At 71.6% G+C, this 21,564-nt stretch carries 15 protein-coding genes; 6 read left to right on the forward strand and 9 right to left on the reverse strand.

The window, feature by feature from the left end; translation table 11 throughout:
• Nucleotides 1-3: 3 nt before the first annotated feature.
• The 5 genes from ACZ7OO_RS14915 to ACZ7OO_RS14935 all read right to left on the reverse strand — a co-directional run bounded on the left by ACZ7OO_RS14915 (nucleotide 4) and on the right by ACZ7OO_RS14935 (nucleotide 6,328).
• A complete protein-coding gene (locus ACZ7OO_RS14915) occupies nucleotides 4-1,434 on the reverse strand; it encodes an aspartate aminotransferase family protein (protein ID WP_352221030.1) in 1,431 nt (476 codons plus the stop codon).
• Nucleotides 1,431-2,435, reverse strand: a complete 1,005-nt coding sequence (locus ACZ7OO_RS14920; protein WP_471504875.1) for a lysylphosphatidylglycerol synthase domain-containing protein — start codon at nucleotides 2,433-2,435, stop codon at nucleotides 1,431-1,433. The genes ACZ7OO_RS14915 and ACZ7OO_RS14920 overlap by 4 nt, the downstream gene beginning before the upstream one ends.
• On the reverse strand, nucleotides 2,432-3,448 hold the full coding sequence (locus ACZ7OO_RS14925) for a glycosyltransferase (protein ID WP_471504877.1): 1,017 nt from the start codon (nucleotides 3,446-3,448) through the stop codon (nucleotides 2,432-2,434). Before ACZ7OO_RS14925 ends, ACZ7OO_RS14920 begins: the two co-directional genes overlap by 4 nt.
• A 33-nt stretch (nucleotides 3,449-3,481) precedes the next feature.
• Nucleotides 3,482-4,438 carry a UbiA prenyltransferase family protein gene (locus ACZ7OO_RS14930; RefSeq protein ID WP_471504879.1) on the reverse strand — a complete coding sequence of 319 codons (957 nt, stop codon included), beginning with the start codon at nucleotides 4,436-4,438 and terminating at the stop codon, nucleotides 3,482-3,484.
• A gap of 927 nt (nucleotides 4,439-5,365) precedes the next feature.
• A complete protein-coding gene (locus ACZ7OO_RS14935) occupies nucleotides 5,366-6,328 on the reverse strand; it encodes an aldo/keto reductase (protein WP_471504880.1) in 963 nt (320 codons plus the stop codon).
• Nucleotides 6,329-6,962: 634 nt separating this feature from the next.
• Between ACZ7OO_RS14935 and ACZ7OO_RS14940 the strand changes: the two genes are divergently transcribed.
• The 6 genes from ACZ7OO_RS14940 (at nucleotide 6,963) to ACZ7OO_RS14965 (ending at nucleotide 16,311) form a co-directional block, all read left to right on the forward strand.
• Entirely contained in the window at nucleotides 6,963-7,778 is an 816-nt protein-coding gene (locus ACZ7OO_RS14940; RefSeq protein ID WP_471504882.1) for an AfsR/SARP family transcriptional regulator, read from the forward strand.
• A 162-nt stretch (nucleotides 7,779-7,940) separates the two neighbouring features.
• A complete protein-coding gene (locus ACZ7OO_RS14945) occupies nucleotides 7,941-9,278 on the forward strand; it encodes a radical SAM protein (protein WP_471504883.1) in 1,338 nt (445 codons plus the stop codon).
• A gap of 36 nt (nucleotides 9,279-9,314) precedes the next feature.
• Nucleotides 9,315-10,892 (forward strand): FAD-dependent oxidoreductase, encoded by a 1,578-nt coding sequence (locus ACZ7OO_RS14950; RefSeq protein WP_471504885.1) that lies wholly within the window; start codon nucleotides 9,315-9,317, stop codon nucleotides 10,890-10,892.
• Nucleotides 10,889-12,208, forward strand: a complete 1,320-nt coding sequence (locus ACZ7OO_RS14955) for a sugar efflux transporter (RefSeq protein WP_471504886.1) — start codon at nucleotides 10,889-10,891, stop codon at nucleotides 12,206-12,208. The genes ACZ7OO_RS14950 and ACZ7OO_RS14955 overlap by 4 nt, the downstream gene beginning before the upstream one ends.
• Nucleotides 12,102-13,715: a PIG-L family deacetylase gene (locus ACZ7OO_RS14960; RefSeq protein WP_471504888.1), complete on the forward strand. Its 1,614-nt coding sequence runs from the start codon at nucleotides 12,102-12,104 to the stop codon at nucleotides 13,713-13,715. Before ACZ7OO_RS14955 ends, ACZ7OO_RS14960 begins: the two co-directional genes overlap by 107 nt.
• A 22-nt stretch (nucleotides 13,716-13,737) precedes the next feature.
• The gene (locus tag ACZ7OO_RS14965; RefSeq protein ID WP_471504889.1) at nucleotides 13,738-16,311 is read left to right on the forward strand and encodes a glycoside hydrolase family 3 protein; all 2,574 of its coding nucleotides are present in this window, start codon (nucleotides 13,738-13,740) and stop codon (nucleotides 16,309-16,311) included.
• A gap of 85 nt (nucleotides 16,312-16,396) precedes the next feature.
• Here the strand turns inward: ACZ7OO_RS14965 and ACZ7OO_RS14970 are convergent, their stop codons facing one another.
• The 4 genes from ACZ7OO_RS14970 to ACZ7OO_RS14985 form a co-directional block, all read right to left on the reverse strand.
• Nucleotides 16,397-17,521 carry an endonuclease/exonuclease/phosphatase family protein gene (locus ACZ7OO_RS14970; protein ID WP_471504891.1) on the reverse strand — a complete coding sequence of 375 codons (1,125 nt, stop codon included), beginning with the start codon at nucleotides 17,519-17,521 and terminating at the stop codon, nucleotides 16,397-16,399.
• 229 nt (nucleotides 17,522-17,750) lie between these two features.
• The gene (locus tag ACZ7OO_RS14975; RefSeq protein WP_471504893.1) at nucleotides 17,751-19,217 is read right to left on the reverse strand and encodes a glycoside hydrolase family 18 protein; all 1,467 of its coding nucleotides are present in this window, start codon (nucleotides 19,215-19,217) and stop codon (nucleotides 17,751-17,753) included.
• Nucleotides 19,218-19,348: 131 nt separating this feature from the next.
• On the reverse strand, nucleotides 19,349-20,785 hold the full coding sequence (locus tag ACZ7OO_RS14980; protein ID WP_471504894.1) for a sensor histidine kinase: 1,437 nt from the start codon (nucleotides 20,783-20,785) through the stop codon (nucleotides 19,349-19,351).
• Nucleotides 20,782-21,492, reverse strand: coding sequence for a response regulator transcription factor (locus ACZ7OO_RS14985; protein WP_352221016.1), 711 nt, complete (start codon nucleotides 21,490-21,492; stop codon nucleotides 20,782-20,784). Before ACZ7OO_RS14985 ends, ACZ7OO_RS14980 begins: the two co-directional genes overlap by 4 nt.
• Nucleotides 21,493-21,564 lie beyond the last annotated feature (72 nt).

A 21,564-nucleotide genomic window follows, 5' to 3' on the forward strand; every position in this document is an offset into this window, starting at 1 on the left:
CGTTCACCACAGCGACGACACCTTCTCCTGGACGAACTTGGTGAGCAGCCGGGGCAGTCCCTTGGCCAGGGTCTGGTCGAGGGCCTCCAGGAACCGTTCCAGCTCGGGCTGTTCCACGATCAGGGAGGGGCCAACGACCAGCGGGTTCTTCCCGTTGAGGGTGTAGTACGCATAGATGTCGTGCTCGCGGTACAAGGCGTTGACCACCGAGGAGGTGATCAGCTTGGTGAGGAACCGCGGGTCCTTGGTCATGCCGCCGGGCACCAGCCGGGCCGCCAGTTCCAGGAGTTTCGGGCCCTCCCGGAGGAAGACGCCGTGCAGTGCCCCGGCGCCGCGGACGTCGTCGACGGTCTCCGCGTGCTCCTTCGCGATGCGCTCCAGACCGGGCCCGAGCACCCGCTCGATGGCGCGGGCGCGGGCCGGATAGTCGTCCTCCACCACGATGTTGACGGCCTCGATGGCGGTGGCGGTCTCCTCGCCGAAGCCGTAGTAGGTGGTACTGGTGCTCTGCAGCAGGGCGTCCATCATGTTGTCGTACGCCTTGCGGAAGACGGACTCGCGGGCGACGTAGGCGGAGACGGAGGACTTGCCGCCGCCGAAGGACTTGGACGTCGTCACGATGTCCGGGACGAGGTCCGGGTAGCGCATGAAGTAGAAGAGGCTGCCGGTCTTGCCCCAGCCGGTGTAGATCTCGTCGAAGACCAGGACGATGTCCTCCTGGGTGCACAGGGCGCGCAGGCCGCGCAGGAACTCCTCCGAGCACCAGCGCATGGTGGAGGCGCTGAAGGGCTCCACGAGGATGGCGTACACATCGCTCTCGCCGCCGCGGGTACGGGACGCGCGAACCTCGGCACGGATCGCGTCCAGGTCGCCGTACGGGAAGACGGACACGCCGTTGATCCCGGGGAACCTGAAGGTCTCCTGGGCCTGTCCGGTGAGGCTGCCCGAGCCGAGCAGCTTGCCGTGGAAGGCGATGTCGGCGCGCAGGACCCGCTGCCGGGTGCCGTTGTGGTACTTGTACGCGAGCTTGACCGCGCCCTCGACCGCCTCCGCGCCGGAGTTCGGGAAGAACGACATGTTCAGGTCGCCGGGCAGGAGCTGGGCCAGGTTGTGGCCGAGGGCGGCGACGTAGGGCGAGAAGTAGGTCTTGTGCACCTCCATCCGGTGCTCCTCCTGGAAGCGCCGGCGGGCGGCCAGGATGCGCGGGTGGTTGTGGCCGTGGTTGAGGACGCCGACCCCGCCGGTGAAGTCGAGGATGCGGCGGCCGTCGCGCTGGTGGAGCCAGACGCCCTCGGCGTGGTCGACCAGTTCCCGGCCGAACCCGAAGGAGGTCATCAAGGACACCTGACTGCGGTTGACATGCCGCCGGTACAGGTCGTGGACCTGCTTCGCCGTCATGGCCTGGGCGTCGTCGATGGACAGCAGCTTGGTCATCGTTCCCCTCGTGGTGAGTGCGGTTCGGGTACGGGAGCGGGATCCGGGCGGGCGGCGGTACCGCCTCCGGTGCGGGTGCGGGCGTAGAGCAGTGCGCCGCCGGCGACGGCGACCTCGCTCGCGGTGCAGACGACCCGGCTGGTCAGCGCGACCGCACCGGCCGTGGACCACGGCAGTACGGCGGAGAGGGCGAGCATGAGGATCGCCTCGCGGGCGCCCCAGCCGTCCGGCAGGACGACGGCGAGGCTGCTGAGGGCGGTGGCCAGGGCGAACCCGCCGACGCACAGCGGCAGTGCGCGCGGCACGTCGGCGCCGAACAGGATGGCCAGCAGCCACAGATGGAGCCCGGACACCAGCCAGGAGGAGGTGGCGGCGGCCATGCTGCGCCGCATGCCCGCCTCGGTCGCGAACGCCTCGGGCGGCCTGCGGCGCGCGAGGCGCAGGGCGGCCCGCACGAACCGGCCCAGCAGGGCCGGCCGGACGAACCACACCACCAGCAGGCCGGTCGGCACCGCCAGCCACCAGACCCGGCCGCCCAGCAGCGCCGGACCGCAGACCAGGCCCAGGGCGAGCCCGGTCAGGGTTCCGACCATCAGGTTCAGCAGGAACACCCCGGTCATGACCGCGTTGGAGAAACCGGCGGCCCGGCCCAGCCGGAGCTGGGCGAGCAGGCCCCAGACCCGGCCGGGGACGAACTTGCCGAGGAAGGAGGTGAAGTAGATACGGGCGGCGACCGGCAGCGGGGTCGGCGGTCCCAGGCCGGTCAGCAGGGCGCGCCAGGTCAGCAGGGAGATCAGCACGCCCACCCCGTTGACGGCGAAGGCGGCCAGCAGGTACGGCACGGAGTGCGGGCGCAGCGCCAGGTCCGCGAACGTGCCGATACGGTCGTGCAGCGACAGCCACAGCCCTGCCGTGGCCGCCAGGAAGAACACCGCCGACAGCACCGTCCGCCGGATCCCCCGTCCTTGGCCGACCGTCTCGGACTCGGTGGCCGTGGTCATGCCGACACCCTGGTGTCCCGGCCGGGCGGGGCGAGGGACGGCCGGCCGAAGCCCCGGTCGGTGAGCATCCGCAGCCCGCCCCAGGCGGCGCCCAGCGCGATCGCCGACTGCACCAGCAGATGGACGCCGGTGAAGTAGACGAGGAACGCGGGGCCGCGCTCCCTCAGTACGAAGCGGGACAGCCGGGGTTCCGAGCAGACGGCGACCACCAGGCACGCGGCCGGGAGGAGCGGTGCGAACGGGACCAGCGGCAGGGTCGCCATGGTCAGGGCGGCGCCGAGGACACCGGTCATGCTGTGCGCGCGGATCGCGTTCTTCCGGGCCCGGTGCGCGGCGGCGAACGGGATGAGCAGCTGGGCGCGCCGGGCCTGTTCGCGCAGCAGGCCCCACAGCCGGTCGGCGTCGTCGTGCCGGCCCGTGACGGTCTCGGTCAGCCGGATCCGGCAGCGGCCGTGCAACCGGTCGCTGTACTCCAGGTCCTCGGAGTCGCGCAGCCGTTCGTTCAGCGGGCCGACGGCCTCGAAGACCTCCCGGCGCACCGCGCCGAGCATGAAGAACGCCGAGTCCACCACGCCGACGCTGCGCCGGTGGAAGTAGTGGGCGTGCAGCACCCGGTAGCGCTCGACGGGACCGTCGTCGTACAGCGGCCGGTCGGCGGGCACTCCGTGTACGAAGCCGCAGCCGGGGTCCTCGGTGAGGACACGGACCGCGTTCTCCAGCGCGTCGGGGGCGAGCGCCACGTCGGAGTCGACGAAGAAGAGGATGTCTCCGCGGCTCGCCGCCGCGCCCCGGTTGCGCACCGCCGAGACACCGCTGTTGCCGGCGTTCTCGATCAGGGTGCAGGAGTACCTGCGGATGATGTCCCTGGAGCGGTCGGTGCTGGCGTCGTCCACCACGATGACCTCCAGCGGCTGGAGGGTCTGGGCGAAGACGGCGTCGAGGCACGCCGGGAGCGTCTTCTCGTAGTTGTAGTTGGGGATGATGACGGAAACGGTCGGTTTCTCGGGTCGCATCTCGCCTTTCCCAGGGCTTGTCCGGGGCATGGGTCAGTGGCTCGGAAGTCCGGCGACGAGTCCCGGATGCGCGGACAGGAGCGTGGTGAGGGCGAGGCAGGCGCAGCACAGCAGCGCGCTCATGACCACGGGGCGGTCCCGCAACAGCGTCTCCGCCGGGTCACCGCCGCCGCCCTCCACCATGACGATCTGGAGGTAGCGGAACAGCCCGTACAGCACGAATGGAATGGTCAGCAGCAGGGCCACCTGACCGAAGGGCTGGGTCGCGTCGCTGCGCAGGAAGCAGGTGTAGCCCAGCATCGCGACGCCCGCGCTGACCAGCACCGCCTGGTCCAGCAGCGGGCGCGAGTACCCCTCCAGGGTTGGCCGGTGGCGGCCGGCGCCGGCTCCCAGCTCCAGCTCGTGACGCCGCTTGCCCAGGCTCAGCATCACCGAGGCCGCGTACACGGACAGGACCAGCCACACCGACAGCGGGATACCGCCCGCCAGGGCGCCCATGACGACCCGCAGTGCGAAGCCGGCCGCCACGACGAAGACGTCGACCAGGGCGATGTGCTTGAGCCGGTGGCTGTACAGCACGTTGAGCACGACGTAGCCGACGACCGGCCAGGCGGTCCGCCACGGGCCCACGGCGGTGAGCGCGGCCAGCGCCGCGGCGAGCACCACCGCGCACAGCAGGGCCCGCCGGACGGAGACACGGCCGGCGGCGATCGGCCGGGACCGCTTGACGGGGTGCAGCCGGTCGCGTTCCCGGTCGGCCACGTCGTTGACGACGTAGACGATCGAGGAGGCCAGTACGAACACCCCGATCGCCCAGCCTGTGCGGGAGAGGGTGTACCAGTTCCAGTGGCCGCCGCCGGCCAGTGACAGGGAGACGGCGACCACGTTCTTCGGCCACTGGCGGGGGCGCAGCAGCCGGAGGAGATCCCGCGCCCGGCCGGTGCGCGCGGCCGTGGGCTCGCGCAGGCGCGGTTCCGCCGTGAAGGTCATCGCGGCGCCCAACCGGAGTCGGCTCGGCGGAAACGGTTCACGGGTAGGGCCGCGAGCGGGTGGCGCATGGTCATGACTCTCCTTTGCGGGCGGCCCGGCCGAACGCGCACTCGCGCGACGCCGGGGAAGGGAGGAGTTACGGACGGGCATGCGACCAAGGCCGGCCGCGGCACACGGCGGTCACAGCACCGGCCCGGGTGGATCCGGGGCCGGGAACCGCGGCTGCGGCTGCGGCTGCGGCTGCGGCTGCGGCTGCGGCTGCGGCTGCGGCTGCGGTCGAACGCCCAAGGCCATGGCCGTGTTCCGACGACCGAAGTCACGGCCGTGGCCCCAGTCCGACCACCGAAGCCATGGCCACCGGCCGGAGACCGTGGCCGTGGCCGTACGACCGTGGCCCTGGCCCTGGCCGTACGACCGTGGCCCTGGCCCTACGACCGTGGCCGTGCCGGTACGACCGTGGCCGTGCCGGACCGGGTTGGACGGCCTTGGTCGTACCGCCGAAGCCGTGCCGCGCCGGCCGGGGTACGGCCGTGGCCGGCGCGGTCGGCTCCGGGGAGACGTGCCGAGACTGCACTGCCGTGCGGAGGCCGACAAGTACGCTCCCCGCGCCGCGCCCGGCCTCACCACGACCGGGCCCGGTCCGCCGCCCCCCGCCCACCGCTCCTCCCGCCGAACACGAACTCCCCGGTCGGAAACGTTTTTCCGGACCGGCGCCGGACCGGGCGGCCGACCGCCCCTGAGGCGTTTCGCATGTCGTCCTCTGGTGGCTCTCCAGCCCGTCGCCCGCCCCGGCTCTGGAACGCCTGCGGCCACGCCACACCCGCGGCTGGTGCGGTGCTGCGGGCGTCGGCCGGGCGGCGCACACGGCGCTGCCCCGGCCGGAGTGCGGCGCGGGGCAGCGGGTCGGGCCGGGGTGCCTCCGGGCCGTCAGGCCGCGTCGAGGCGTGCCAGGTGGCCGGAGCCCAGTTCCAGGTCCACCGCGGCGAGGCACTCCTCCAGCTGGGCCACCGAGCTGACGCCGATGACCGGAAGGACGGCGGGTGTGCCCCTCATCAGCCAGGCCAGGGCCACCTGGTTGGGGGTGGCGCCGACCTCGTCCGCGACCCGGGCCAGCGCCGCCAGCCGTGCCGGGGTGCCGGGGTGGTCGTACTGCTCCGGGACGGGGCGGTCCGGCCGCGACAACGCACCGCCGAGCAGGGTGGAGTAGCCGAGCAGGGTCAGGTCCGGCTCCGCGGCCACGTAGTCGAGGAGTTCGTCGCTGACGTGCGGGTTGACGCCGAAGTCCGCGCCCGGCCGGGGTCGCGGGTAGGTGACCCGCTGCTGGACGCAGGTGTAGCCGGCCACCCCCGCCTCCCGGGCGAGGGTGCGGGCCCGTTCGATCCGCCAGGCCGCGTGGTTGCTGCAGCCGAGCAACCGGACGGTGCCGTGCTCCACCAGCTCGCCGAAGGCCGCGACCGTCTCCTCCAGGGGGGTGTGCCGGTCCTCGATGTGCGCGTAGTAGAGGTCGATCCGGTCGGTGCCCAGTCGTTCCAGGCTGGCCTTGGCCTGACGCCCGATCACCTCCGCCGACAGCCCTTCGGCGGCCTCCGGCCACGGCGCGTCCAGGGGCACCGGCAGGGCGCCCACCTTGGTGGCCAGCACGACCCGGTCGCGGACCCCGCGGCTGCGCAGCCAGCGGCCGATCAGCTCCTCGCTCTCCTCGCCGGTGCCGCCTTCCGGCCAGAAGGCATAGGTGTTGGCGGTGTCGATGAAGGTGCCTCCGGCCTCCAGGAACCGGTCGAGCACGGCGAACGCCGTCGCCTCGTCGGTCGAGGTCCCGAAATGCATGCCTCCCAGACACAGGGCGCTGACGTCCAGACCCCGGTCCCCGCCGATCCGTAACTGCCTCATGCTCTGTCCTCGTCCTCTCCTCGCCGATAGGGCGTGGGCACTGTAGGGGATCCTGGCAAGCAGCCCGGGCGTGATCGTCGCCCTCGCGTCACAATGCGCGCGGAACACATGGCCGAAAGTCGACGGACGTCTGTCGGCCGGTCGGCGGCCGACCCTTGAAGGGGAGCGCTCCCATGTACGGTGGGAGCGCTCCCGTGCCCCCGCCCCCTCCTCCACGCCCCCACCGGACCCGCTCACCCCACACATCCACCAGCGCAAATGCCGCGTCCACCGCGATCACCCCGGCAGCGGACGATCGTTCCCCGCCACCCGACAGGCCCGGGCGGGCGCCCCCCGGATCCGCACAGCGCGACCCAAGGGAATCTGGAATTCCGCCCCCGGAGACACCTCAATATCTCTGGAGTCCGCGGCGGAACCGCCCGAAAAAGAAGCCGATCCAGCCAACGTAAAGCAATTCCAGAAAAGCGAAAAATTATCGCCCCCCACTATCGAAGGATGATAGTTTCCAGGCATTGACGACGAGGGGGAGCTGGTCCAGCGACACGATCTCAAGCACGTCACGTTACGGCACTGCAGGGCCACGACAACGGTGTCACGGGCCCCCTGCGGGCCAGTACAACGGGGAGAGTTCGTCATGGAAATATCAGCCAACGTTCTGGGATCCTTAGCCGTTTCAGCGGCACAGCGCAACGCAACACCGAGTGCCCCGAAGCAGCGCCAGGTCCTGGCCCTCTTCTCGGTCGGGGCCAACCGGCTCACCCTCGCCGAAGACCTCTACCGGGAGCTGTGGGGAGACCGACCCCCGCGTACAGCCGCCGCCACCGTGCAGACCTACGTCGGCCAACTGCGCCGCGCCCTGAGCCGGGCCCTCGAAGCCGCCCCACAGGACGTCTCGGAGCGGGTGCTGACCACCCACCCCGGCGGCTACCTGCTGCGGGTGGCACCGGAGTTGCACGACGCCGCGAAGTACCACGAACTGCTGGAGAAGGCGGACGCGGCCCGCCACGCCCGCCAGGCGGAGCAGGCGGTTCTTCACTACCGGGCGGCGCTGCGGCTGTGGCGCGGGCCGGCCCTGGCGGACATCAACTGCGGCTCCGTCCTGCGGGTGTGGGCCGACCGCGCCGACGAGTCGCATCTGAACGTCACCGAGAAGCTGATCTCGCTGGAGCTCCGGCTCGGCAACCATCTCGAGGTCCTCAGCGATCTGCGCGAACTGGCTGCCAGCCACCCGCTCCACGAGAACCTGCACGGACAGCTGATGATCGCCCTGTTCCAGGCGGGCCGGCGCAACGAGGCGCTGGAGACCTATCACTCGCTGCGCAAGCGCATCGTCGGGGAACTCGGTCTGGAACCGTCCGCGCGGCTCACCCTGTTGCAGCAGGAAATCATCAAAACAAGACCCAAGAATTTGGATCGCATCGACTACCGGGATCTCCAGGTCAGCACCTGACACCGGTTATTCCACTTCTTACGGCATTCGTATGGCGGAAGTCACCGAGCGAGTTCCTCGCGCGGCCGTGCACGGTTGCCCAGAAATTCACCTGGCCGGTCCTCGCAGCTGACCGACCGGCCGATCCAGAGGTCCAGAGGTATCCACAGGGGGACTACATCCATGCCCAAGGAACGAAATCCCGCACCCGCAGGGAACGCATTCGCCCACGGCGCCTCACTGCGCGCCGCCTGGCTCGCGGGGAAGCAGCACCCGGCCGAACCGACCGCGCCCGCCCAGCACGGGCCCGACGTCCCTGACCACCCCGACGAGCCCCATGCTCCGGACGCGCCGCGGCCCGAAACCCCGCAACAGCCGGAAGCGCCACAGCGGCCGGCCGTGCCGCTCGCGACCGCTCAGGTGGCCGACAACCTGGACCTGGTCGGCAAGATCTACCAGGAGTCCGTCTTCCCCAGCGTGCTCAGCGTCGCCAGGAGCGAGCGCCTGGACTCGCCGCTGGTGGTCGACCTGGACCCCACCACGGTGTGCGACCTGGCCTGCCCCGAGTGCATCAGCGCCGACGTGCTGCACCACGGGCAACTGTCCAAGGACCGGATCGTCGAACTCGCCGAGGAGCTGACCCGGACCGGCGTACGGGCCGTCATCCTCATCGGCGGCGGTGAGCCGCTGCTGCACCGGGCCATCGGCACCGTGATCGAGACCCTGCACGGGGCCGGTATCCGGATCGGTCTGGTCACCAACGGCACCCAGATCCACCGGCACATCGACCGGCTCGCCGAGATGCTGTCGTGGGTCCGGGTGTCGGTGGACGCGGGCACCGAGGAGACGTACCCGAAGTTCCGTCCCAGCCGCGGCGGGCGCAGCATGTTCCCGCTCGTGGTGGGGAACATGCGGCTGCTCGCCGAGCGCAAGGCGGGACGGCTCGGCTACTCGTTCCTGCTGATGCAGCGCTTCGGGAAGGACGGCACAGTCGAGGCCTCCAACTACGACGAGGTGTACACGGCGGGCCGGCTGGCCAAGGAGACCGGCTGCGACTACTTCGAGCTGAAGGCGATGCTCGACCAGGACCACTACACGGTCAACCAGGACGAGCAGTACGTCGACCGGGTCAACGAGCAGTGGGAGCGGCTGAAGGAACTGGAGGACGACTCGTTCCACCTGTTGCGGTCGTCCAACTGGGAGGCCGTGCGGCACGGCGCGGACCCCTACCAGCCCAAGGAGTACGCCACCTGCGCCGTCGCGGAACTGCGGACCACGGTGACCCCGACCGGTGTCTACGTCTGCCCCTACCACCGCGGCAACCCCAAGGGGCGGATCGGCGACATCAGGGAGACGTCCTTCGCCGAACTGTGGCGGCAGGCCGACACCACGGTCATCGACCCGCGCAAGGACTGCCGGTTCCAGTGCGCCCGGCACGCCACCAACACCGCGATCGGCCACCTCGCCGAGCCGCGGAACCGGCCGCACACGCTGGTGCCGGACTTCGATCCCTTCATCTGACCCGTTCCCGCACCGAAGGAAAGGAGGGGCACCGCTGTGCGAATCGGCGTGATCGGCGCGGGTCCGGCCGGACTGACCAGCGCCAAGCAGGCGCTGGCGGCCGGACACCGGGTCGTCCTGTACGAGCGGACGGACACCGTCGGGGGCATCTGGAACCCCGACTCGGGCGGCGCCTACGACGGCGTCCGCATGCAGAGCTCCCGGATGAGCTTCCCGTACTCGGACTTCGCGCCGGGCTTCGGCACGGACTTCGCCACCCGCGGCGAACTCCACGGCTACCTCCGCGACTACGCGCGGCGGTCCGGCGCGCTGGAGACGATCAGGTTCGGCCACACCGTGACGGAGGTGGTCAAGCGGGACGGCGCCTGGCAGGTGACGGCGGACTCCCTCCGGGGCCCGGCCACCGACGCGTTCGACGCGGTGATGGTGGCCAGCGGCGAACTGTGGGAGCCCCGGCGGCCCGCCTTCGTCCCGGACGCCTCGACCGGCGTACGGGTCCTCACCGCGAAGGACTACCGGCGGCCGCAGGACCTGGCCGGGCGGCGGGTGCTCGTGGTGGGCGGCGGGGTGAGCGGCGCCGACATCGCGGCCGAACTCGCCGCCCACGGCACCCCGGTGGACTGGTCGGTGCGGCGCCGCGCCCTGTTCCTGCCCCGCTGGTGCGGGGACCACTACAACGACGCCCTGCTCTCCTACATCGGCCGGGTCGCCGTCGAGGAGCTGTCCTACCAGGACTACCTGAAGTGGCTGGAGAGCCTGCTGCCGGAGTACTTCGCCCAGTACCGGGCGACGGGACTGCTGCCCGAGAGCGGCTTCCACGGCGCGGTCCACGTCAACGACCGGATCGTGCCCGCCGTGCACAGCGGCGCGGTGACGGTCGTACCCGCCTTCGAGCGCTTCGAGGAGGACGGCCGGGTCGTCCTCGCCGACGGTTTCGAGGGCCGTTACGACACCGTGCTGCTCTGCATGGGATACGGGATGCCGAACTACGACTTCGTGCCCGAGCTGCGCAGAGAGGAGCTGTACGAGCACTTCTTCCACCTGCCCGACCCCACCCTCGCGGTGATCAACACCCCGGTCGACACCGAGGCGTTCGGCACCGCCTGCCCGTACTTCGAGGCCATCGCGGGCTGGGCGCTGCGGGTGTTCACCGGCGAGGCCGTGCTGCCGCCGCTCGCGGAGCGGGCCGACTGGTGTGCGCGGCACATGGCCCGGCTGACCGACCGGCGCTACTACGACTGCTGGCTGGAGACCGTCCGGATCGGCCTGGCCGCCGGCACCCTGCCCGACCCCGAGCGGGACTTCACGGCGTACTGGCGGATCGTCTCCCACCAGGTCGACCCGGCCGGGCTGCGGCCGGACGGCCCCGAGCCGCGGCCCGCCGCACACGACCACGCCCTGTTCGACCCGGCTGCCCTCAAGCACCGGGTGCTGGCCGCACTGCCCGCAGGCGCGCGCGCCGGCCTGCTGGCCTGCGGCCAGATCACGGCCGAGGAGGCCGCCGGGGCCGAGCGCGTTCCGCCCGGACGCCGGATCGGCCCGGAGCTGCCGTACCGCCAGCGCGAGGCGGCGGACGAGGTGTTCGCGGACGCGGCACCGCGGGGCCGGGGGTGAGCGCGGCGGCCGAGCCAGGGGTGCCCGCGCGGGGGCGGTTCGCCGCCGTGCGCGCGGGCGCCGCCGAACTGCTCGGCGACCGGGCGCTCGGCGGGCTGGTCGGCTCCACCGGGCTGATCGGGGTCGGCGGGGCCATGGTGACCTCGTCGGTCAGTCTCTTCCTCGCCGACGACGTGCGGGCGGCCCCGCTGCTGATCGGCCTGTTCTTCGCCGGCCGGGCCGTCCTGGAAATCAGCTCCGACCTTGTGGTCGGTGTGCTGTCGGACCGGATCGGCAACCGCCGCACCCTGCTCGCGATCTGCTCGGCGCTGTCGGCGGCCGGGGCGTTCAGCTACATGGTCCTGCGCGACTACTACCTGCTCTTCGCGGCCGGTGCGGTCTTCTTCGGTCTCGGCAGCGCCTGCTTCTCTCAACTGTTCGCCTACACCAGGGAGTTCGCCGACCACCGGGCGCTCGATCCGGCCTTCTTCAACGCGGCCCTGCGCTCGGTCACCTCGGTCGCCTGGATCGTCGGCCCGCCGCTGGCGTTCTTCCTCATCGCCGCGCGCGGCTTCGCCGTGCTGTTCTGCACGGCCGGGCTGCTCTATCTCGCGGCTGGGGCGGTGTGCCTGTGGGGGCTGCCCAACCTGGCCCTGGGCGACCGCGACCGGGTGCGCCGGCCGTACGCCGGTCTCGGACCCCGTATCTGGCTGCTGCTGACCGCGATCGTGCTGCTGCTCGCCGTCAACCAGGCCTACCAGATCGACATCTCCCTGTTCGTCACCAGGGACCTCGGCCTCGGTACCGGCTTCACCGGGGTGCTGCTCGGCGTGGCCGCGGCGCTGGAGGTGCCGGTGATGTTCGTCCTCGGGGCGCGGGCCGAACGCCTCGGGCTGTGGCGGGTGACGGCGGCCGCCGCCGCGTGCGCCGCACTGTTCTTCTGTCTGCTGCCGCTGGCCCGGTCGACGGCCGAACTGATCGCGCTCCAGCTGCTCAACGCCCTGTGGACCTCGGTCGTGCTCAGCGTCCCCGTGACCATCCTCCAGGACGCCATGACCGAACGCGTGGGGGTCGCCTCCTCGCTGTACTCCGGGGCGTTCAAGGCCGGGATCCTGCTGGGCGGCGCCACCACAGGGGTGGTCACCGAGTGGGCCGGCTTCACCAACGTTTTCTGGGTGTGCGCCCTGCTGGCGGCGGCGGCCACCCTGCTACTCGCTCTCGGGAGGGGCCATGGAACCGACAACACCGCAGTGCAGCGTGGTCGTGCCGACGTACAACCGGGCACGGCTGCTGCGGCTCACCCTCGAGTCGCTGACCCGGCAGACGCTGCCGACTGACGACTTCGAGGTGCTGGTCGCCGACGACGGGTCGAGCGACGACAGCGCCGAGGTGGCCGCCGAGTTCGGGCAGCGGCTGCGGCTGAGCTACCTGCGCCAGGAGGACGAGGGCTACCGGGTCGCCGCCGCGCGGAACCTGGGGCTGGCCCACGCCCAGGCGCCCGTCACCGTGTTCGTGGACTCCGGGGTGATCCTGCACTCGGGTGCCCTAGCCGCGCACCTGGACAGCCACCGCGACCCGGCCGGACCGGTCGCCGTGTGCGGATACGTGTACTGCTTCAACGAGGACAACGAGGACGGCGCGCTCATCGAGCGGGCCATCGACTACGCCGACCCGGACGCCACCATGGCGGACCTCGCCGGGCGGGGCCGCTGGCTGGACATCCGGGAGGAGTTCTACGCCAAGTACGGCGACGACTTCGCCGGGCTGCCGGCGCCCTGGCTGGTCTGGTGGACCTGCAACGTCTCGGCGCGCACCGACCGGTTGCGGGCGGTGGGCGGCTTCGACGAGGCCTACCGGGCCTGGGGCGCCGAGGACATCGACCTGAGCTACCGGCTGCACCGGGCCGGGGCCCGTTTCGTGCTGAACCGGGCGGCCGCCGCGATCCATGTGCCGCATCCCAAGAGCTACAGCGAGAACATGCGGGCGGTCGCCGCCAACTACCGTTACTTCGCGGAGAAGTTCGACACCCCGATCACCCGGCTGGTCCCGGACAACCACTTCTTCGAGATCAACGACATCGTGGCCGAGCGACGGCTCCCGTCCTGCCCCGAGTACCTGGCCTCCGCCGACCCCGAGGCGGGATCCGTCCTGGTGTTCGCGCCGCATCCCGACGACGACGTGATCGCCTGCGGCGGCACCATCGCCCGCCGGACCGCGTGCGGCCGGCGGGTCGGCATCGTCTACTCGACCGACGGTTCCCGCTCGCACTCCGCCGTCCTCGGTATGGACACCCCCAGCCCCGAGGAGCTGACCGTCATACGCGAGGGCGAGGCCCGGGCGGCCGCCCGCCGGCTCGGGGTGGACGACGCCGACCTGCGTTTCCTCGGGTTCACCGACACCGCCCTGGCCGACAGCCTGCCCGACTTCCGCGCCCAGGTCCTCAAACTCCTCGCGGAGAACCGCGAGGTCGCCGAGGTCTATCTGCCGCACGACGTCAAGGAGCTGAACGCCGACCACCGGCTCACCGGCGAGATCGTCCTCGACTGCCTCGCCGCCCTCGGCATGACCCCGCGGGTCCACAAGTACGTGGTGTGGGACGAGCGGACCGAGGCCGAGTTCGTGTTCGTCAACCGCAACGAGCCGGCCCCGGAGCGGAGGACCGACGAGCGGCTCCTCGTCCGTGACATCGCGCCCCAGCTGCCCGTCAAACGGACCGCGCTCCAGGAACACCGCACCCAGGTCGACCTCTACGCGCCGGGCCAGACGCGGACCGTCGTGCCCCCGGAGTTCGTCGAGCGGGTCTGCGAACGCGACATCGAGGAGTTCTGGGTTGCCGACCACTGAGCACACGCAGCAGGAGACGAGTATGAGCCGACTGACCCACCACACCGACTGGCCCAAGGCCGGCTCCGCGATCCCGCTGCCGCCCGAACGGGAGCGGCGCATCGAGGAGATCCTCGCCCAGCTCACGCTGGAGGAGAAGATCGGCCAGATGATCCAGCCCGAACTGGCCGAACTGACCGCGCAGGACGTGCGGGACTACCACATCGGCTCCGCGCTCAACGGCGCCGGCATCTGGCCGGAGGGCAACCGGCAGGCCGGCCAGGACGACTGGATCAAGACCGTCGACGCCTTCTGGGAGGCGGCCGAGAGCAGGTACGAGGGGCGGCCGTTCCGTATCCCGTTCATGTGGGCGACCGACGCGGTGCACGGCCACAACAACGTCCGCGGCGCCACCGTCTTCCCGCACAACATCGGCCTCGGCGCGGCCCGCGACCCCGACCTGCTGCGCCGGATCGGGGAGGCGACCGCCCGCGAGATCGCCGCCACCGGCATGGACTGGACGTTCGCTCCCACGGTCACCACTCCCCGGGACCGCCGCTGGGGCCGCTATTACGAGGGCTACGCCGAGGATCCGGAGGTCGTCCACGACTACGCGCCGGCCATGGTGCGGGGTCTGCAGGGCGAGGCGGGCGAACTCACCGCCGACACCCGCGTGGTGGCCTGTGTGAAGCACTGGGTCGCCGACGGCGGCACCGTGCACGGGGCCGACCGCGGCACCGCCGTCTGCGCCGAGGACCTGGTCCGCAACATCCACGCGGTGGGATTCTTCTCCGGCCTGGCCTCGGGCGCGCAGTCCGTGATGGTCTCCTTCAGCAGCTGGGAGTCTCCCGCCAACTACGACCACAGCCCGGACACCGGCCCCGCCTACAACCACAAGGTCCACGGCAGCCGCTATCTGATCACCGACGTGCTCAAGGGAAAGATGGGCTTCGACGGGATCGTCATCAGCGACTGGGACGCGCACGCGGAGGTCGCCGGCTGCACCGTCGGCGACGCCGGGTACGCCATCAACGCCGGCATCGACGTGCTGATGGTCGCCGGACGGGACGCCTGGCAGTCCGTGCACCGCACGGCCTGCGCACACGTCCGCGCGGGCCGGATCCCCGAGGAGCGGATCGACGACGCCGTACGCCGGGTGCTGCGGGTGAAGACGCGGGCCGGGCTGTGGGAGAAGCCCCGGCCCCGGGAGCGGTCGCTGGCCGTGCGCACCGATGTGCTCGGCTGCGCGGAGCACCGGGCGCTGGCCCGGGAGGCGGTGCGCAAGTCGCTGGTCCTGCTCAAGCACCGGGCGGGAACGCTGCCGCTGTCCCGCTCCGCGCGGGTGCTCGTCACGGGCAGCGGCGCGGACGACATCCAGAAGCAGGCCGGCGGCTGGACCCTCACCTGGCAGGGCAACGACGTCAACCTGGACGACCTGCCCGGCGCGACGACCGTGGCACAGGCGGTCCGCACGGTGGTCGGCGACGCCAACTGCACGGTCGACCCCGGCCTGAACACCGCGGACCTGGCCGGCCACGACGTGGCCCTGATGGTGCTGGGCGAGGACTCCTACGCCGAGATGCGCGGCACGATCAAACCGTGGGGGACCCTGTCGTACGCGGGCCTCAAGCAGTCGTACGCCCGCGACCTGGACATCCTGCGCCGCCTGCGCGAGCAGGGGATCACCGTCGTCACGGTCTACTTCGGCGGACGCGCGCTCTACCTCACCAAGGAGATCAACCTCTCGGACGCCTTCGTGGCGGCCTGGCTGCCGGGCACCGAGGCCGGCGGGATCACGGACGTGCTGTTCCGCGCGGCCGACGGCGGCACCGGGCACGACTTCCAGGGCAGGCTCGGCTCCTCCTGGCCGCGCACCACCCGCTCGCACGCGGTCAACCGCGTCCCGCCGCACATCCCCGGCTATCGGGTGCCCGCGGAGGAACAGGCCCCCGAGGGCGAACACGAGCCGCTCTTCCCGTACGGCTACGGCCTGAGCATGACCGACAGCTCACCGGCCGGCCCGCTGCCCGAGGACACCTACCAGGACACGACCCCCGTGCCCCCCGTCACCGGCCCGCTGGAGATCCACGGCGGCACGGGCACCGACGTCGTCTACCGCATCGGCGGCCACAACACCTGGTCGCGCCCGGAGATCTCCTTCGCCGAACCGACGGAGGTCCTGGTGGTGGGCAGCGAACCGCTGACCGAGCCGGACCGGCCGAACGCCCTCGCGCTGCGCTTCAAGGGCCCGGGCCTGCCGGCCTTCGTCTACGCCCAGTTCGCCTCCGGCGACCCCGCCGACCTGCGCGGGTACGCCGACGCCGGGGCGCTGGTCGAGGCCGAGGTACGGGTGTGGGAGGCGCCGTCCGAGTCGCTCTACCTCGCCTGCCACGACGACTATCCCGCCCAGCCGGCCGTGGACATCTCCACCACCCTGGCCGAACTGCCCACGGGCGAGTGGTCGACGGTGACCGTGCCGGTGGAGGCGCTGCGCGCGATCGGCTCCGATCTGCGCCATGTGGACGTGCCATTCATGCTCTACACCGACGGCACGGCCCGGCTCGACCTCGGCCGGGTGCGCTGGCTGCCGCCGGAGTCCGCCGACGGCACGGACTGAGAGACGGGCAACGCCGCAACGGTCGTACGACGTCGATGTCGTACGAGCGTTGCGGCGTCGGCGCGTGCTGCTCGGCCCTCGGCCCTCAGCCGGAGAAGCGGAACTCCTGGGCCCGGTGCGACGACAGCGGCCCGGGATCGGTCAGCCGGTACTCGTCGATCCGGGCCCCGGAACCGGAGAAGGCCCAGTCCAGCCGCCAGGCCTGGAGCTTGCCGACCCAGAACGACACCGGGTACAGGGAACGCGAGGAGTGCGCCCCGTCCGTCAGGCCGTCCAGCCAACGCAGTTCGCCGGAGCCCGGCACCACGTTGAACTCACCGGCCACCAGCTTGGGCCGGGGGTTGCCGGCGATCTCCTCCTGGAGCGCCCGCAGCACCGCCCGGCGGCGGTGGTCGAGGTCGTCGACGATCCGGTAGAACCCGGTGGAGAGCGGGCTGGACTCCAGCGAGAACTGGTCGGGGAGATGGACGTTGTAGAGGGAGATCTCCTTGCCGTCGGCCTCGATGTCCGTGCGCAGCGCCCTGATGTTCCAGTAGTCGTCCCAGGACGTCAGAGGTGCGGGCAGCGGCGCCCGGACGACGGTCCGGGTCGTGATCGGATACCGGGAGATGGTGAGCAGTTCCCCGGCGGAGGCGAAGTGATAGCCGGGGAAGGCCGCACGCAGCCGGGCGGAGTCGTCCACGGGTACCGGCTCGCCGTCGCGTATCTCCATGTACTCCTGAAGCACGTAGACGTCCGCCCCGCTGCTCTTCAGATAGCGGTAGAAGGCGTCGGGGTCATTGCCCTGGTGCCACTCCAGGGTGTCCCAGGAGACCACCTTCAGCGCGTCGGCAGGGGCCCGGTCGTGGGGCCCGAGGGCTCGCCAGTTCACTCCCGACTGCGGGACGGCGAGGGCCAGGCCGAGCGCGGCCAGTCCGACGAGCCGGCGGTGCCGCCGGCTCGGACGGCCGCGCCGGCGCAGCAGGACCACACCCTCGGCCACCAGGAACCCGGCCGGCACCAGGAGCAGGGCGAGCGGCGGCAGCAGGTCGACCAGCACCCACCACCACACCCGGCCGCCGAGCAGCGGCCGGACGGCAAGCAGCACCAGCCAGCCCGCGGCCACGCCCACCGACACCCGGGTCAGCAGGGCGCCCCAGCGGCCCGAACGCCCGGGCACGGCTGGGCCGTTCGTCTCGACGGACACCTCGTCACTCGTCCCGACGGACACCTGACCACCTCTCTCCGGCGCTCCGCGACGGGCACCGAACCCAGCATGTGAGCCACCGTCGGGTACGGCAACGACGGTCCTGCTCCCCTGCCGCGCCTCTCTTGCGTCCCTCTGGGCACCTCACAGCAACCGGGCTTCCACCACCACGGCCCGCCCATGGGCGGGCCGGGCGGACCTGGCGGGTTCGGGGGCTTCGGAGGGCCGGAGCTTCTGGGCCCTGGCGGTCGCGTCAGCCGATCGCGGCGAACGCCTTCGAGAAGGCGTACTTGTCCTGGGCGATCGAGCTGCACGTGGCGTCGGCGGTGGGCTTGGCGCCGCCGTCGCACTGCTTGTCGCGGGTGGCCGACCACATCGACAGCCAGCCGAGGCCCTTGGACTTGGCGAAGTCGACGAGCTGGGTGGCGTCGTCCACCTTGAAGACCTCGGTGGAGACGTCGTTGACGCCGATCATCGGGGTGACGGCCACCGTCTTCCAGGCAGCGGCGTCGGAGAGGCCGAGCACGCTCTTGACCTGGGCCTGGGTGGCGGTGGCGGCCTGGGTGGCGTAGGTGCCCATGTCGCCGTTGTACGAGGCGCCGTAGTCCATCGCCATGATGTTGACGGTGCTGATCCTCACACCGTTGGCCTTGGCGTTGGACAGCAGGTTCACGCCGTCCTGGGTGAGGCCCTCCGGCATGACCGGGAGGGTGAAGGAGACGTCCAGGTCGGGGTGGCTCGCCTGGAGTTTGGCGATGGCCTTCGCGCGGTTGGTGTTCGCCGTGGTGCTGGGCAGCGCGCCGCCCTCCACGTCGAAGTCGACCTTGGTCAGTTTGTAGGCGTCCACAGCCTTGCCGTACGCCGTCGCCAGCGCGTCCGCCGAGGAGCAGGTGGTCGCGAGCTCCGAGCCGGAGGCACCGCCGAAGGAGACCCGGACGTCACCGCCCTTGGCGCGCAGGGCGCCGATCTGGGAGGCGACGCCGTCACTGGCCAGGTCCGTCACCCCGCCCCACTTGGGCGTGCAGCCGCCGCCGTCGGTGATGAAGGCGAGGTTGTAGTTCTTCACACCGGTCGCGTCGGCGGCCGCGAGGAGGTCGAACGCCGGGTAGAGGGAGGTGTCGACGTACGGGGCGAAGCCGGCGGAGGCGGTGGTGCCGGTGCCGCTGCTCTGCGTGGGGGCGGTGGGGGTTGAGGTGGCGGAGGCCGTGGCGGTCGGGGTCGGGGTCGTGGCGGTCGGGGTCGCGGTCGGCGTGGTGGACTGCGTCGGGCGGCCACTGGGCTCCGGGGTCGCCGTGCCGTCCGCCGAACAGCTCGCGTTGTCGATACGGCAACCGGTCGGGTCCCCGCTGCCGTTGACCACGAAGCCGACGGTGACCGACTCGTCGGCCGCGAGGCCGTCCGTGTCCCACTTCGCCGGCTTCACGGTCACGTGCTGACCGCTGACCGTGGACTCGGCGTTCCACAGCGAGCTGAGCTTCGCGCCGGCCGGCAGGTCGAACTCCAGGGTCCAGTCCTTCTCCGTCGCGCCGCTGTTGTTCGTCACGACGTACTGCGCGGTGTACCCGGTCGACCAGTCGCTGGTCTTGGTGTACGCGGCGCCGACCCCGGCCGCCTGCGCGATCCCGGTGAACAGGATCGCCCCGCCACCGACCACGGCCGCGGCGACCAGACCGCCTATCGCCTTGTTCCTGCCACTGATGCTGCGCCGGTGCGTGCTCATGCGCGTGCCTGCCTTCGCCTGCCGAAATGGGGGGTGCGGCAGCACGCTAGCGACCGAGAAACGGACAAACGGCCTGATAGGGACGGGCGTTGGGGATCTTAGGGTGCGCTTAAGGAAGGGATCGGGACCGATTAAAGGTCAAGACCAATTTTCCTGGTCTCCCCGGTTCCTCTCCTGCCCGCCTCCCCCGCCTCCCCCGGCTGCCTGCGCGAACGGCGCCTGCGCACCGACCCCCGATGCCCCTTCCGCTCCGGCTTCCTGCCGTCCAGCTGGATCCAGATCCGCACCTCGGTCCCGCCGAGCACCGACGAGCCGATCCGCACGTCCCCGCCGGTCGACTCGGCGAGCCGGCGCACGATGTCCAGGCCGAGCCCGGTCGACCCGGCCGACCCCGAACCCCGCCCGCGGGCCATCGCCGCCTCCGGGTCCCGGATGCCCTGCCCGGCGTCGGAGACCAGCACGATGACGGCGTCGTCCCCGTTGTGCACGTCCACCGCGAAGGCGGTGCCCTCGGCGGTGTGCCGGAAGACATTGCCGAGCAGCGCGTCGAGCGCGGCGGCCAGGTCGGCGCGGGCCACGGGTATGCGCACCGGCCGGTCGACACCGGCCACCCGCCACTTGCGGCCCTCGTCCTCCGCGAGCGCCGACCAGAACCCCATTCGCTCCCGCACCACCTCTGCCGCGTCGCATCCGGCGCCCGGCCCGGCGGCCGCCGTCTGCGGCTTGGCCTCCCGTGCGGTCCGGATGATGGTGTCGACCTCACGCTCCAACTGGGCGACGGCGGCCCGGGTCTGCTCGGCGGCCGGCCCGTCCCCGAGCGAGGCGGTGTTGAGCCGCAGCACGGTGAGCGGGGTCCGCAGTCGATGCGACAGATCGGCTGCCAGCTCCCTCTCGTTCGCCAGGAGTTGTACGACCTGGTCGGCCATCGAGTTGAACGCGACTGCCGCCAGCCGCAGTTCGGTCGGCCCCTCCTCGGGCACCCGCGACCCCAGCTTGCCCTCCCCCAGTTCATGTGCACCCTCGACCAGCCGCTGGGCCGGCTGCACCATCCGTACGCCCAGCCGGTCGGCGACGGCGACTGAGCCGACGATCAGCGCCAGGCCGACGGCGGCGAGCACAGCCCAGGCCGTGGAGACGCCGTTGGTCACCTCGGACTCGGGGACGTACACCTCGACGACCGCGATGGCACCGGAGCTGAGCGCTACGGGCTGCAACAGGGTCGAGCCGCCCGCGACCCCGGTCGTGGAGGCACGCCCCAGCTTCCGTACGGTCGCGATGTCCCCGTCGGCGGCGCGCTGCCGGCCTATGTCGACGGCGGCACCGTCTCCCGACGCGGGTATGTGCACGGCCATCCCCCGGTCGGCGCCGGCCGAGGCCACCACCCGCTCCAGCTTGTCCCGGTCGGTGGTGATGGACAGGGCGGGGGCGACGGCGGCCGCCTCCCGCTCGGCGTTGGAGAAGGCGCGGTCCCGGGCCATCTCCTTTACGACCAGACCGAGCGGGACCGCGAAGGCGACCACGACCATCGCGGTGACCGCCAGACAGACCTTGACCAGTGCCCATCTCATCCGACCGGCCTCGCTTCCCCGCCCGGTGGCTCCAGCTTCACACCGACTCCCCGAAGTGTGTGCAGATAACGCGGCCGGGCCGCCGTCTCCCCCAACTTCCGCCGCAGCCAGGACAAGTGCACGTCGATGGTCTGATCGTCCCCGTAGGACTGCTGCCACACCTCAGCCAGCAGTTCCTTGCGCGGTACGACGACACCGGGCCGCCCGGCCAGAAACGCCAGCAGATCGAACTCGCGCCGGGTGAGATCCAGCCGTACCCCGTCCAACTCGGCCTGCCGGCGCAGCGGATCGACGGTCAGCCCGCCGACCCGCAGCACACTGGACGGCGCCGCCTCTCCCCCGCCCGACCGCGCCCGGCGCAGCACGGCGGACATCCGCGCCGACAGGTGCTCCACGGAGAAGGGCTTGGTCAGATAGTCGTCCGCACCGGCGTTGAGCAGCCGGACGATCTCCGTCTCGTCGTCCCGGGCGGTGGCGATGATCACCGGTACGTCGGTGATCCCGCGCAGCATCTTCAGGGCCTCGGAGCCGTCCAGGTCCGGCAGCCCGAGGTCCAGGACGACCACGTCGAAACGGAAATGGGCGACCTCGCGCAGCGCCTCCAGTGCCGTACCGACGCTGCGCACGGTGTGCGAGGCGTCGGTGAGATGCCGGATCAGCGCCGAGCGTACGAACTGGTCGTCCTCGACCACGAGCACACTTGCCATGCGCCGCACCGTACGCCATGCGGTCGGCGCCGGTCGGAGCCTGTGGACAACTGGGGTCGGGTGCGCACGGCG

The sequence above is a fragment of the Streptomyces sp. NPDC111744 genome (assembly GCF_055634995.1).